The 12963-nt window shown below is 69.8% G+C and carries 12 protein-coding genes and 1 pseudogene; 8 read left to right on the top strand and 5 right to left on the bottom strand.

From position 1 onward, the window contains the following. Positions 1 to 49 precede the first annotated feature (49 nt). A complete protein-coding gene (locus OG352_RS34340; RefSeq protein ID WP_329222307.1) occupies positions 50 to 661 on the bottom strand; it encodes an RNA polymerase sigma factor in 612 nt (203 codons plus the stop codon). Between the two features lie 653 nt (positions 662 to 1314). Between OG352_RS34340 and OG352_RS34345 the strand changes: the two genes are divergently transcribed. Then, positions 1315 to 2064 (top strand): KAP family P-loop NTPase fold protein, encoded by a 750-nt coding sequence (locus tag OG352_RS34345; RefSeq protein ID WP_329222308.1) that lies wholly within the window; start codon positions 1315 to 1317, stop codon positions 2062 to 2064. A gap of 219 nt (positions 2065 to 2283) precedes the next feature. On the opposite strand, the gene OG352_RS34350 is transcribed toward OG352_RS34345, so the two are convergent. Further along, positions 2284 to 4044 carry a S8 family peptidase gene (locus OG352_RS34350; protein ID WP_329224061.1) on the bottom strand — a complete coding sequence of 587 codons (1761 nt, stop codon included), beginning with the start codon at positions 4042 to 4044 and terminating at the stop codon, positions 2284 to 2286. Positions 4045 to 4318: 274 nt separating this feature from the next. Here OG352_RS34350 and OG352_RS34355 point away from each other — a divergent pair, with 274 nt between their 5' ends. After that, positions 4319 to 4720 (top strand): hypothetical protein, encoded by a 402-nt coding sequence (locus OG352_RS34355; protein ID WP_329222309.1) that lies wholly within the window; start codon positions 4319 to 4321, stop codon positions 4718 to 4720. 95 nt (positions 4721 to 4815) lie between these two features. Here the strand turns inward: OG352_RS34355 and OG352_RS34360 are convergent, their stop codons facing one another. Together OG352_RS34360 and OG352_RS34365 are read right to left on the bottom strand one after the other, a co-directional pair. Continuing rightward, the gene (locus OG352_RS34360; RefSeq protein ID WP_329222310.1) at positions 4816 to 5154 is read right to left on the bottom strand and encodes a thioredoxin family protein; all 339 of its coding nucleotides are present in this window, start codon (positions 5152 to 5154) and stop codon (positions 4816 to 4818) included. Between the two features lie 562 nt (positions 5155 to 5716). After that, positions 5717 to 6856, bottom strand: coding sequence for a PucR family transcriptional regulator (locus OG352_RS34365; protein ID WP_329222311.1), 1140 nt, complete (start codon positions 6854 to 6856; stop codon positions 5717 to 5719). 86 nt (positions 6857 to 6942) lie between these two features. On the opposite strand from OG352_RS34365, the gene OG352_RS34370 reads away from it, so the two are divergent. The 6 genes from OG352_RS34370 to OG352_RS34395 all read left to right on the top strand — a co-directional run bounded on the left by OG352_RS34370 (position 6943) and on the right by OG352_RS34395 (position 12252). Next, positions 6943 to 7998: a ferredoxin reductase gene (locus OG352_RS34370; RefSeq protein ID WP_329222313.1), complete on the top strand. Its 1056-nt coding sequence runs from the start codon at positions 6943 to 6945 to the stop codon at positions 7996 to 7998. A 7-nt stretch (positions 7999 to 8005) separates the two neighbouring features. After that, positions 8006 to 9124 carry a fatty acid desaturase family protein gene (locus OG352_RS34375; protein WP_329222315.1) on the top strand — a complete coding sequence of 373 codons (1119 nt, stop codon included), beginning with the start codon at positions 8006 to 8008 and terminating at the stop codon, positions 9122 to 9124. Between the two features lie 307 nt (positions 9125 to 9431). Next, entirely contained in the window at positions 9432 to 10067 is a 636-nt protein-coding gene (locus OG352_RS34380) for an MBL fold metallo-hydrolase (protein WP_329224062.1), read from the top strand. Between the two features lie 30 nt (positions 10068 to 10097). Beyond that, complete coding sequence (locus OG352_RS34385) at positions 10098 to 10877, top strand: exodeoxyribonuclease III (RefSeq protein WP_329222316.1); 780 nt, start codon at positions 10098 to 10100, stop codon at positions 10875 to 10877. Positions 10878 to 10959: 82 nt separating this feature from the next. After that, entirely contained in the window at positions 10960 to 11379 is a 420-nt protein-coding gene (locus OG352_RS34390; RefSeq protein ID WP_329222319.1) for a DUF6278 family protein, read from the top strand. 129 nt (positions 11380 to 11508) lie between these two features. Further along, the gene (locus OG352_RS34395) at positions 11509 to 12252 is read left to right on the top strand and encodes an amino acid ABC transporter ATP-binding protein (protein WP_329222320.1); all 744 of its coding nucleotides are present in this window, start codon (positions 11509 to 11511) and stop codon (positions 12250 to 12252) included. Positions 12253 to 12303: 51 nt separating this feature from the next. On the opposite strand, the pseudogene OG352_RS34400 reads toward OG352_RS34395, so the two are convergent. Then, a pseudogene (locus tag OG352_RS34400) lies at positions 12304 to 12872 on the bottom strand (CocE/NonD family hydrolase C-terminal non-catalytic domain-containing protein); the annotation flags it as partial. Positions 12873 to 12963: the final 91 nt, after the last annotated feature.

Genomic DNA, 12963 nt, shown 5'->3' on the forward strand with positions numbered 1-12963 from the left:
CCAGCTCCCGCGCATCATCCGTGCCCGCACGACACCGTGCCGTCGGGTGTCAGGGCGTTGCGCCAGTTGCGCCGCGCACTCCGTCATCGTCGTCACCCCCGTTCCGGTCGCCGTTGCCGGTTGCGTCTTCGTGGACTTCCTCGGTCTGCTCCCGCAGTCGGGTCCGCATGCGTTCGCGGCCGCGAAAGGCCCAGGCCTTGACCGTGCCCTCGGGCACGTCGAGGTGCCGGGCGGTCTGGGCGACGGTGAGCTGGTGGATGTAGCGCAGCTCCATGACCAGGCGTTGCCGTGCCGGCAGATCGGCCAGCGCTGCGCCCAGAGCGGTGTAGTGCGCGGAGGAGGCGATCAGGCAGTCCTCCGCGGACGGGGCCACGGCCGCGTCCGCGGCTAGACCGTCACGGGCGGCGCGGTCGGCGAGCGTCCGTGTCCGTCTGTGGGCTCGCTCCAGGTCGACGGCACGGCATACGGCGATCCGCAGCAGCCAGCCGGTGGTGTTGCCCTGGTGGAAGCGGGAGGCTGTCTTCCACGCGGCCAGGAACGTCTCCTGCACCGCGTCCTCCGCCGTCTCGGTGGGGAAGCCGTGGTTGACGAGGAACGCGAGCACGAGGCCGGCGCGGCGGGCGAACAGCTCGGAGAGGGCCTCCGCGCTGCCCTGCGCCATCGCCCGCACCAGGCATGCGTCACAGACGGCGGGGTCGTCGGGGACAGGAGCGTCCGGTGCGGGCCCCGCGCCAGGGCCGGAAGAGTCCTCCAGGCCGGGGACATCGGATGCGGGGGCGCGCGGAGGGCCGGTGCAGGACCGGCACCCGGGACAATCGCTCATGCGCCCTCGGCGGTGGTCGTGGTCGTCGGTCGAGGCCGCTGCGTTCCCGGAAGCGGCCGTCCATGGCATCACGTCACCTAGACCGATGCGCGAGGCACAAGAGGTTGCGATCGGCGGCGAACGGCATACCGGCGGTCGGAGCACTCTGCCGGCGCGCCCGCGCCCGCGCACCACCCCACACGTCCTGCACGCCCCTCGGCGCCCCCGGTTGCCAAGGCAGGCCGTACCGCCGCCGGTCAATCGTCGGCACCACCGTGTCCCTCGTGCAGGAGCGGGTCACCCATGACAGCAGCCGGTCTCCACGTCGTTACCGATCCCAGACCGGAGCCGCTGCGCTGTCGGGCAGGATGGGCCGATGCCCGTGTCAACGGCCATCAGGATGCCCAGGTGGGCGCTTCTTCAACGATGACCCCGTCGACGGGAGCGCCGACGCTCCTGACCTGCTGGGGCGCCAGCAGTACGCCCGGCATGCCGTCGAACTTCTCCACCAGGTGCGCGAGCAGAGCGAGTCCGGAGTCCTCGCGCTCATCGGCCCCTGGGGCTCCGGCAAGTCATCCGTCCTGCAGATGACGATCCAGCACCTCAAAAACGCGGTCGGCGGCGCCGGCACCAGCATGTGGTCGGTCGCCGAGCTGAACCCGTGGATGTACTCGGACCTCGAATCACTGACGCTGGCGCTGTTCAGCGAGATCCGAGCCGCCCTCCCTGACGATGGCCAGTGGTCCGAACTGCGCTGGAAGGTCGGAGCGTTCGGCCAGTCGGTCAGTCCGCTGGGAAAGCTCACGGGACTGCTCGGCCTGGACTCCTCGGAGCTGATCAAGCTCGTCGCCGAACGCGTGGCCGGGGACACCAGCGCCTCGGCCGCCAAACGCACCGCCGAGACAGCCCTGCGGCAGGCGGCCCTGCCGGTTCTGGTGGTCATGGACGGCCTGGACCGGCTCGCCCCCGAGGAACTACTGGTCGTCTTCAAGCTCATCCGCCCGGTCGGCCACCTGCCGAACGTGTACTACCTGATCAGCTTCGACGAACAGACCCTGCTGGACGTCCTGCAACGGACCGACCTGGTCGGCTCGAACCACCAGCACCCAGGAATTCCTGGAGAAGCTCATCCAGGTCCGGCTCGGCCTCCCGGCCTTCCGCGACCGCGACAGCGCCGCCATGACCACGCGCCTCCTGAACGCACTACTGGACTCCCACGGGGTGTCCATGTGGCTTCAGGAGTGAGTAGTGGCCCCGGGTAGGAGTGAGAGTTGGCCCCAGGCCGACCGCGGCCTTCCTGGACGCCTCCCGCATGGTGGCCCCGACCGCGGCGTACACCGCCGCCGAGGCCCATATGCCCTTGCCGCCCAGCAGTTCGCAGCCCTGGCCGAACAGACCGCAGCCCGCCTTGTCCGCGGCCGCGGGCGGCGAGCTGTCGCCGGCGCAGCGCGTGCTGTACGCGGGCGTTGCCGGGCCCTGCGCTAGAAGGTCAGGTTCCAGGCGTCGATCGTGCCTGTGTCGGAGGCGGCGTTGTCGTTGACGCGCAGCTTCCAGGTGCCGTTCGCGACCTCCGAGGAGGCGTTCACGGTGTAGGTCTGGGCGATGTTGCCGGCGCTGCCGCCGGCGTGGTTGTGCAGCGTGTAGACGGTGCCGTCCGGTGCCACCAGGTCGACCTTCAGGTCACCGATGTAGGTGTGCTTGATGTCCACACCCACCTTGAGGGTGGCCGGGGCGTTGCCGGTCACGCCGGTGACGGCGATCGGGCTCTCCACGGTCGCGTTGTCGTTGATGGCGAAGTCCGCGAGGTTCTCGAAGTACTTGCCGGGCGGCGGGGTGGTCCCGACGGCCTTGAGGGCGTCGACCTGTCCCTCGCCGAAGAACGAGTTGTCGGCCGTCGTGCCCGTGCAGCGGCTGTCCGAGGGGCAGGCGATGTCGTTGGCCTGGGCGGCCAGCTTGGCGCGGATCTGCGCCGGGGTGATGCCCGGGTCGGCGCTGGCGATGAGTGCCGCCACGCCGACCACGTGCGGGGTGGCCATCGACGTGCCGCTCTTGCTGCCGTAGCCGCCGCCGGGGACGGTGGAGTACACGTTGCTGCCCGGCGCCGCGACGTCGATGACGCCCTGCCCGTAGTTGGAGAACGAGGCCTTGGTGACGCCCGTGCCGTTGGCCGAGACCGTGACCACGCCCGGCAGCTCGGTCGGGATGTCGAGGCAGGCGTTGGTGATGGTGCGGGTGACCGGCGTCGAGTCGTTCGGGCTCGCGGAGTCGGTCGTCTTGTGGGCGAGGTCGTAGTTCTCGTTGCCCGCGGCGGCGATCTGGAGGGAGCCCTTGCCCTCGGCGTACTCCTGGGCGCGCTTGACGCCCTCGATGATGGCTGCCTGGTCGATGTTGTCCGGGCAGTTGAACTGCCACGGGTCCGTGTAATAGCTGTTGTTGGTGACCTTGAAGCCGTGGTCACCGGCCCAGACGAAGCCGCAGATGGTGTTCTCGGCGAAGAAGAAGGAGTTGCCCGGCTCGGCGACCCGGACCGCGGAGATCGTCACCCCGGGGGCCACGCCGACGACGCCCTTGCCGTTCTTGGCCGCGGCGATGGTGCCCGCCACGTGGGTGCCGTGCGTGTCGACGTCCCGCCAGGCGCCGGCACGGGTGTCGGGCTTGCCGTAGGCGCAGGAGACCGAGTCGGCCGCGTTGAAGTTGGGCGCCAGGTCCTGGTGCTGGTCGTCCACACCGGTGTCCAGGATGCCGACCTTGACTGAGGCGGAGCCCGGGTTCACGGCCCAGGCCTGGTCGGCCTTGATCTGGCTCATGTCGGCCCGGACCGGTTCTCCGGCCGGGGTCGAGGCCTGAGCCGGATTGGCCGGGAGCGCCGGGTTGTAGGCGTCGGCCGGGACGTCCGAGGTGCGCGTGGCGCCGACCTGCTGCACGCCGGCGACACCGCGCATGGTGGCGGCGAATCCGCTGGACGCCGAGTGGGCGACGATCACGCCGATCGCGTCGAAGTCCGAGAAGACGGTGCCGCCGTTGGCCGCGATCGCGGAGCGGACCGCCGAACTGTCACCGGGGGCGGTGATCACGAGGTAGGCACGCGTGCCGGCCACCCAGGTCGCACTCTGGGAAGCCGGCACGGCGGCCGGAGCGTGGGCCTTGGCGGCCGGCACGGTGGAGGAGGCGATGGGGAGCGCGCCTGCGAGGGCGCCCGGGGCGCCGAACGCGAGGGCGGCGCCGAGCGTGGCCGCCAGCACCAGCGTGCGTCTGGGGCGGCTGGATATGTGGGGTATCAATGCGTCCTCCGGTGACGGCCCGGCCGTGTTGAGGGCACCGGCCGGGCCGTACGAAACGAGTGGTGGATGCAAGATGTCAGACGGGTCCTCCTGTACGGAAGTACCTTTCCGTGCCGGGACGTTATAGGGGCATGGCTGAAAAGAGACGTACTCCGGGCATTGGGGGGTCGGGATCCACTGGGAGCTCGGCGACGCCGACCGCGCCCTGGCGTACGCCGCCGACCTGGTGCCGGCCGTGCTGCCCGCACCAGAGCGCCGGACCCGCGCGGCGACCGACACCGACCGCGCCCCGGTGGCCGTCGGCGACGTGCCGGCCACGTCCGTCCAGCTGCAACTCATGGAGCGGACCGCACCGCAGCCTCATCTGCAGGCGACGTCTCAACAGGCCCGAATCGTGAGGGTTCAGAAGGGGAGCGGTTCGCCGTCCAGTGACTCCGTGTATCCCGATCTGCGGCCTGGCTGTGCTGCGGAGCCGAAGTGGGATGGTTACCGTGCCCAGCTCGCCGTATACGCGGGCGGGCGGGTGCTGCTGCGCTCACGGCGCGGCACGGACACCATGACGGCCTCGTTCCCCGAGATCCGGGCGGCGGCCCTGGCGCAGCTGCCGGAGAACACCGGGCTGGACGGCGTCATGTGACCTGTGGGGGTGTCTCAGCCCCAAGGTGTCTCAGGCGGCGCAGCTCCCATGGACGAGACGTGACGGGCGTCGTGACCACGTGCCGCAGCGGCCGCTCAGAGGTGGCCGTCCAGGAACTTCCGTACCCCGGCGATGGTCATAGGCCCCGTGCCGTGCGCCACCACCTCTCCCTCCTTCAGCAGGACGTAGGACGGGGCTCCGGTGATCCCGTATCGCTCGGTTGCGGACGGACAGCGCGTGATGTCGGTGCGGACGGCCGTCAGGCGGCCCGTGTACTCGTCTGCGATGTCACCCACGACGAGGTCCATCGCCCGGCAGGGCTCGATCGCCTTGGGCCATGTCCCGGTGAAGTATGCGAGGACCGGGACTCCGCTCATCCCGAGGATGAAATCGAACTCCGCGTCCTCACGGGGTTGGTGAACCCGCTTCGCCATGGAAGCTCCAGACCTCGCGTTCCGTCATTCCATCCCCATCATCCCTCGCGCGGTGTGCCAGGCCGACCCGGTCGGTCGTCCGGCTGACCTGCCGGATGGGAGGCACGGGGCCGTCGCAGAACCACGGTGGTCCCCGGCGCGAGCGGCCCGGCCCCCCGCCCCTGGTGCCCCGGCCTGGCCGCCCCGCCGGTCACCCAGCTGCAGCCCGCCGCGCGCCCGTGGGTCAGCTCGTGCCAGGACAGCGCCCTCCACGACGACATGAAAGCCGATTTCCAGGGCATAGCGGCCCAGATCGCCGACCAGATGCTCGATGAGCGCGTCGACGAGCGGGCCGGTGCGCATCGTCCACCGGATCCAGTCGAGCCGTATCCGCCACCGCGCTTCTCAGAGACAGCGCCCCCGACGGACTTCCCGAGGCCTTGTCCGGTCTTCACATCAGCCCCCGGTCTCAGCTGGCTCATACCGCTCTTCGACGGGCCGCATGAGCCAGCTGATGGAACCGAGAACGAGGCGCGATTACTGGACCGCTCGCGGACGCGGTCGTGGACGGTCGAAGTACGCGTCAGCTGACCCGAAGACCGACCGCCAGCGTCAGTTCAAGGACCCGGTGTGGCGATGCGAGATCCGGAAACAGCTCCCGCAGCTGCGACATCCGGTACCGGACTGTCTGGGGATGGACGAACAACGCCGCCGCCACCTCGTCCCGCCTGCCCTGGTGCAGCAGCCACGTCCGCAACGTCTCCTCCAGCCGCCGTGCGGTCGCGACAGGCAAGGTCCGCAACGGTGCGAGGGCTCGGGCACGCAGGTCTGCGAACGCGTCCACGTCGGCGGTCAGCACCAGCTCGGGCAGGTGGTCCTCGGTGTCGCGAATATCAGCGGAGAGGGAGCGGGCGCGTACGGCTCGTGCGTACGAGGCGGACGCACGAGTCCATGGCCGGGCCGGGCCGACCACGGCGGTACGGTCGGTCAGCTGCCGCAAGAGATGTGATCGGTCGGCATCGGGGACGAGCAGCACACCGGTGGCATCCGGCAGATCGTCGAGGACGAGGGTGCTCGGGTCGAGCGCGCGGTAGGCAGGCCGGGCCTGGGCGGCGGGCAGCAGGACCGCGGTCAGCGAAACCGGAGGCTGCCACCCTGCCCGTTGAACGGAGGCCAGCAGCACGTCCGGGCTCGCGCCGGCGAGGAGGTCGCGGGCCAGGTGTTCCAGGTGGCGCTCGTGGGCCCTGCCATGGGCGGCCAGTTCGTCGGCGTGGCCCGCGGCGCTCGCGGCGGAGAGCTCGTCGATGTAGGCGAAGGTCAGCTCGGCGAACTTGGCGACCTCGGCGGCGGGCAGACCTGCGGGTACGGCACCTGCTGCCAGGCATCGCCAGGCCACGCGGGCGCCGACGCGGTAGGCGCTGAGCAGGGCGTCCATCGAACGGCCGTCGCGCGCCTCGCCGCGGCCCAGCTCGTAGGCGGCGTCACCGGCGTCGCCGCCCGTGGCGTTCCCGCTCGCGAGGTCCAGGTAGTGCCCCAGGGCGGTGCGGACGGCTCGGCGGATGGCGGCGCCCATGCGGCCCGAAAGGGCGTTGGCGTAGGGAGGGACCTCGTCGATGATCGCCTGGACGACCTCGTCAGCGGTGGTCTTCAGCGCGGCCCGAAGTGCCGTGACCGTCGTCTCATCCAGGGCCAGTTCGCTGGCCCTCCGGACTGCATAGCTCATATTTTGTTCCCCGCGAACAATTCAGCCGACCAGATTCACGTCCTGCGGTCAGGACTTTACGCCTTCAGGCGCAGCAGGCTGGAGTCATGACGAGTACAGCCCTTCGCAGCAGGGCGTGGAAACTGCTGGAGATGGTCACGACGCCGCTGTTGCCGTCGGACTACCTCGACCTGGTCAGCCCGCTGCGTGCGGGCGCTGATCTGCGTGGGCGCATCGAGGCCGTGCACCCCGAGACGGGTGACGCCGCGACCATCGTGATCAGGCCGGGACGGGGCTGGCGCGGCCACGCGGCCGGTCAGTACGTGCGGATCGGGGTCGACGTCGACGGGGTGCGCCTGTGGCGTGCCTACTCCCTCACCTCGCCGACGAACCGTCAGGACGGCCGCGTCACGATCACCGTGAAGGCGCTCCCGGACGGCAAGGTCAGCAACCACCTGGTCCGCAGGGCGAAACCGGGCACGTTGATCCAGCTCGACCAGGCGACCGGTGACTTCGTGCTGCCGCGGGCCAAGCCCTCCAAGGTGCTCTACCTGACGGCCGGCAGCGGCATCACGCCCGTGATGGGCATGCTGCGCGACATCGAGTTCGACGACGTCGTCATGGTCCACTGCGCGCCACGGCCGCAAGACGTGATCTTCCGCGACGAACTGCACGACCTGGTCGCGGACAAGAAGCTGCGGCTCACCGAGGTGCACACCAATACAGACGGCCAGCTCGACATCGCCCGTCTCGGCGAACTCGTGCCCGACTGGGCCGAGCGCGAGACCTGGGCCTGCGGGCCCGCGGGCCTGCTCGACGCCGCCGAAGAGCACTGGACCGAGCACGGCGTGCAAGAGCGCCTGCACACCGAACGCTTCCGCCCCGGCATCGTCGTCGCCGGCGACGGCGGCGAGGTCACGTTCAGCACCACCGGCAAGACCGTCGACGCGGACGGCGCCACACCGTTGCTGGACATCGGCGAGGAGGCCGGCGTACTCATGCCCTCCGGGTGCCGCATGGGCATCTGCTTCGGCTGCGTCACGCCGCTCAAGGCGGGCGCCGTCCGCGACCTGCGCACCGGCGAGATCACCGAGGCCGAGCCGGGCGTCCTCATCCAGACCTGCGTGTCCGCCGCGGCGGGCCCCTGCGACATCGAACGGTAGGAGCACCTTGACCGCCATCGACCCCACCGCCCACCTGACCGCGGAGCAGATCGAGGAGCTGGGCCGCGAGCTGGACGCGATCCGCGACGAGGTGCTCGCCGACCGCGGCGAGAAAGACGCCGCCTACATCCGTAAGGTCATCTCGGCGCAGCGCAAGCTCGAGCTGGTCAGCAGGGGCGTGCTGCTGTTCTCGATCTTCCCGCCGGCGTGGCTGCTCGGCACCGCCGGGCTGTCCGTGGCGAAGATCATGGACAACATGGAGATCGGCCACAACATCCTGCACGGCCAGTGGGACTGGATGCGGGACCCGAAGATTCACTCCACCACCTGGGAGTGGGATCACGTCTCGCCGTCCGAGCAGTGGAAGCACTCGCACAACGAGGTGCACCACACGTACACCAACGTGATCGGCAAGGACAACGACCTCGGCTACGGCATCATGCGCGTCGACGAGGACCAGAAGTGGCACCCGTTCCACCTCGGCCAGCCGCTGTGGAACTTCATCAACGCCTGCTTCTTCGAGTACGGCATCGCAGCGTACGACCTGGAGCTCGCCAAGAACCTGCACAAGCACCGCCGCATGAACCCGGAGTTCCGCGCGCGGGCCAAAGCCGTGGGCCGCAAGATCCGCAAGCAGGTGCTCAAGGACTACGTGATCCACCCGCTGCTGTCGGGCCCGTCGTTCCTCACCACGCTCGCCGCCACGTTCACCGCGAACCTGGTCCGCAACATCTGGACCCACTCGGTGATCATGTGCGGACACTTCCCCGAGGGCGTACAGGTCTTCGAGCGCCGGTCGATCAAGGGCGAGACGCGCGGCCAGTGGTACCTGCGCCAGATGCTGGGCTCGGCGAACATCAGCGGCAGCAAGGCCATGCACTTCATGACCGGCAACCTGTCGCACCAGATCGAGCACCACCTGTTCCCGGACCTGCCGAGCAACCGGTACGCCGAGGTCGCGGTGAAGGTGCGCGCGCTGTTCGAGAAGTACGAGCTGGAGTACGTCACCGGCCCGCTGCCCAAGCAGGTGTTCTCCGCGTGGCGCAAGGTCTTCCGGCTCTCGCTGCCGAACAAGAAGCCCAAGGTCAGAACGCCGGACCGCGAGCAGGAGCTCGTCGCCGCCTGATTCCCGGTATTGGGCCAAGACGCACGTCCAGCACGTCCTGACAGCGCTCGCGATCAACGTCGAGCGGCTGAGTCTTCAAGAGCCTGCCGGCTGCTCCTACCGACCCCGCCCTCCCACGGCGTTCCAGCAATACCTCGACGCACGCGGCCTGCCCCGCCCCCTGTGGTGGCGGCAAGGCAAATGACCCTGGATCTCAAGATTCCCGACAGGTTCGTGTCAGAGTCGCTCAGTGAGCCCCGTCGCCCGGTGCGGAGGCGACGGAGGCAGGATGGGAGTCATGACGACGGCTACGAAGGCTACGACGGCTCTGAAGCTCACGAAGAAGTTCCACGCGTGCGTGCGCCTGGAGAAGGACGGGCGCACGCTCGTCCTCGACCCCGGCGGGTTCGGCGAGGCGGACGCGGCCGTCGGCGCGGACGCCGTCCTGGTCACGCACGAGCACCCCGACCACTTCGACGAGGCGCGGCTGCGCACGGCCATGGACGCGAACCCGGCGGCCGAGATCTGGACCCTGAGGTCGGTCGCCGAGAAGATCTCCGCCGCCTTCCCCGGCCGCGTCCACACCGTCGGCCACGGCGACACGTTCACCGCCGCGGGCTTCGACGTCCAGGTCCACGGCGAGCTGCACGCCGTCATCCACCCGGACATCCCGCGCATCACCAACGTCGGCTACCTGATCGACGGCGGCCGAGTCTTCCACCCCGGCGACGCCCTCACCGTCCCCGACCAGGCCGTCGAGACGCTGATGCTCCCGGTGATGGCCCCCTGGAGCAAGATCTCCGAGGTCATCGACTACGTCCGCGAACTGAGGCCCGAGCGCGCCTACGACATCCACGACGCCCTCCTCACCGACCTCGCCCGCCCGATCTACGACAACCAGATCGGCGCCCTCGGCGGCGCGCGGCACCTGCGGCTGGCGCCCGGGGAGAGCACGGCACTGTGAGTGTCAGTGGCGCCCGGTAGGTTGTGAGGCATGCGCATCGCGACCTGGAACGTGAACTCGATCACCGCCCGCCTGCCGAGGCTCCTGGCCTGGCTGGAGAGCAGCGGCACCGATGTGCTCTGCCTCCAGGAGGCCAAGGTCGCCGAGGCGCAGTTCCCGCTCGACCAGCTCCGCGAGGTGGGCTACGAGGCGGCGGTCCACGCCACGGGCCGGTGGAACGGCGTGGCGGTGATCTCCCGCGTCGGCCTGGCGGACGTAGTCAAGGGCCTGCCCGGCGACCCCGGCTACGACGGAGCGACGGAGCCCCGCGCCATCTCGGCGACCTGCGGCCCGGTCCGCGTCTGGTCGGTGTACGTGCCGAACGGCCGCGAGGTCGACCACCCGCACTACGCGTACAAGCTCCAGTGGTTCGAGGCCCTCAAGGCGGCCGTCGCGGGCGACGCGGCGGCCGGCCGGCCCTTCGCGGTGCTGGGCGACTACAACGTGGCGCCGACCGACGACGACGTCTTCGACGTGGCCGCCTTCGAGGGCCTCACCCACGTCACCCCCGCCGAGCGCGCCGCCCTGACGTCCCTGCGCGAGGCGGGCCTGTCGGACGTCGTGCCGCGCCCCCTGAAGTACGACCACCCGTACACGTACTGGGACTACCGCCAGCTCGCCTTCCCCAAGAACCGCGGCATGCGCATCGACCTGGTGTACGGCAACGAGCCGTTCGCCAAGGCCGTCAAGGACATCTACGTGGACCGCGAGGAGCGCAAGGGCAAGGGCGCCTCGGACCACGCGCCGGTCGTCGTCGACCTGGACGTGTAGTTCCCGAAGCCGAGCCCCGGCCGGCGAGCGCGTGCCAGCGCGCCTGTGGTGTGCGTGCTGGTGCGAGTGTCACGCTGGGCTTATGAACATCCCTTTCCTGGGCAACAGGAGCAAGAAGTACCGTGCGGCGGTGCTGGCCGAGGACCCCGAGGGGATCGCCGAACTCCTCTCCGAATGTGAGCTGTTGCGTTCCCACGCGGCCCGGGAGGGGATCGGACTCGACGACACCGCCGCCTCGTTGGAGGCGCTGGACCAGCTTCCGCCGCGCTGGCGCGACGACGAGGAGGGCCTGTCGTGGTTCGGCCACGACGCCGGGCTCTACCTGGGGACGGTCGTCGTGCGCACCGTGCCCGGCGCCGCCTGGGCGATCCGGCCCGGCGGGGAGCCGGTCGTCCGGCTGGCGTCCGGCCGGGAGATCGACGTGGCCGCGGCCGGGCGGGACTGGGCCGCGAGCGGGACTCCCGAACTGTCCCAGCTCTACGCGGAGGTGGCCGAGAACTGACCTCCCGGCGTCGCGGCGCCCGGTGTAAAGACAGCTAATGACCGAAAAGTGCGTGTCGTGCCTTAACGCCAGTCCTATGTGGATAGTTTGCGGCAACCACGACACAGCTGAGAGTGAGTAGGGCTGCGCATGGCCGTCGATCCGTTGATCGAGCTGCGTGACGTCAACAAGTACTTCGGGGAGCTGCATGTCCTGCAGGACGTCAACCTCACCGTCGGCAGGGGGGAGGTGGTCGTGGTGATCGGCCCCTCGGGGTCGGGGAAGTCGACACTGTGCCGCGCGATCAACCGGCTGGAGCCCATCCAGTCCGGCTCGATCACGCTCGACGGACAGCCGCTGCCCGAGGAGGGCAAGGGCCTGGCGAGACTGCGGTCCGAGGTGGGCATGGTCTTCCAGTCCTTCAACCTCTTCGCCCACAAGACGGTCCTGCAGAACATCTCGCTGGGCCAGGTGAAGGTCCGCAACCGCAAGAAGGACGACGCCGACCGGCGCTCGCGCGAACTGCTCGACCGCGTGGGCCTCGCCGACCAGGCCGACAAGTTCCCGGCGCAGCTCTCCGGCGGTCAGCAGCAGCGCGTGGCCATCGCCCGCGCCCTCGCCATGGACCCCAAGGCGCTCCTCTTCGACGAGCCCACCTCCGCCCTCGACCCCGAGATGATCAACGAGGTCCTCGAGGTGATGCAGCAACTGGCCCGGGACGGCATGACCATGGTCGTCGTCACCCACGAGATGGGCTTCGCGCGCTCGGCCGCCAACCGCGTGGTCTTCATGGCCGACGGCCGTATCGTCGAGGACCGCACGCCCGAGGAGTTCTTCACCGACCCGCGCAGCGACCGGGCCAAGGACTTCCTCTCCAAGATCCTCAAGCACTGAGCCCCGACGGCGGCAGCCGCCGAGCCCACCCGCCCCGGCAGCGGCCGGAGATCACTGCTCGCGCAGCGGAATCGACACGTACGACGGGTCGTTCACCGGCGAGGAGAAGGTCAGCCGCGCGCCGGACGGGTTGTGCTCGATGTAGAGCGGGTCGACCGTGTCGACGACCAGGGCGAGCCGGTGCCCCGCCGGGACGTCGTAGGCCGTGGAGAACAGGTCCAGGTCGAGACGCAGCGGTGTGCCGGGCGTGCGCCCGTGGAAGGTGTACGGCGTGTTGCTGACCAGCTTGCCGAGGCCGAGCGGCCCCACGTCGTACAGATAGGCGACGAGGGTGCCGCTCTCCTCGGTCGGGGTGACGGTGGTGTGCAACTGCGCGGTGCCGCACACCTGTTGGGGCGTGGCGTACTTCTCCGACTGCAAACGGCGGCCCAGGCGCGGGGGAGCAGGGGGATGACCGCCACCGGGGGGAGCTTCGCCATCTGGTCGAGGACGCTGGAGAGGAAGACGGTTCCGGCGTCCGCGCCCGAGTCCACGTCGGTGCGGAGGGTGGTGGCGCCCGCGAGGGCGATCTTCCTGCGGGTCGCGGTCACCGACTTCCAGTCCGGATAACTCTCGTAACCGTCTGCGATGTTCCGTACGCCGTCGTTCATGGGCGCGCATGGTAGCGGGCGTGCATGACCGGTACGTACCCGTGTTCGACATGTGGCAGTC

The organism is Streptomyces sp. NBC_01485 (assembly GCF_036227125.1).
In the GTDB taxonomy this organism is placed as follows: Bacteria; Actinomycetota; Actinomycetes; order Streptomycetales; family Streptomycetaceae; genus Streptomyces.

Coding starts and splice junctions, on each gene's coding strand:
- OG352_RS34340 (WP_329222307.1), bottom strand. CDS start 661: ATGGCGCAGGGCAGCGCGGAGGCCCTCTCCGAGCTGTTCGCCCGCCGC.
- OG352_RS34360 (WP_329222310.1), bottom strand. CDS start 5,154: ATGGCGAAGCGGGTTCACCAACCCCGTGAGGACGCGGAGTTCGATTTC.
- OG352_RS34365 (WP_329222311.1), bottom strand. CDS start 6,856: ATGAGCTATGCAGTCCGGAGGGCCAGCGAACTGGCCCTGGATGAGACG.
- OG352_RS34370 (WP_329222313.1), top strand. CDS start 6,943: ATGACGAGTACAGCCCTTCGCAGCAGGGCGTGGAAACTGCTGGAGATG.
- OG352_RS34385 (WP_329222316.1), top strand. CDS start 10,098: ATGCGCATCGCGACCTGGAACGTGAACTCGATCACCGCCCGCCTGCCG.
- OG352_RS34390 (WP_329222319.1), top strand. CDS start 10,960: ATGAACATCCCTTTCCTGGGCAACAGGAGCAAGAAGTACCGTGCGGCG.
- OG352_RS34395 (WP_329222320.1), top strand. CDS start 11,509: ATGGCCGTCGATCCGTTGATCGAGCTGCGTGACGTCAACAAGTACTTC.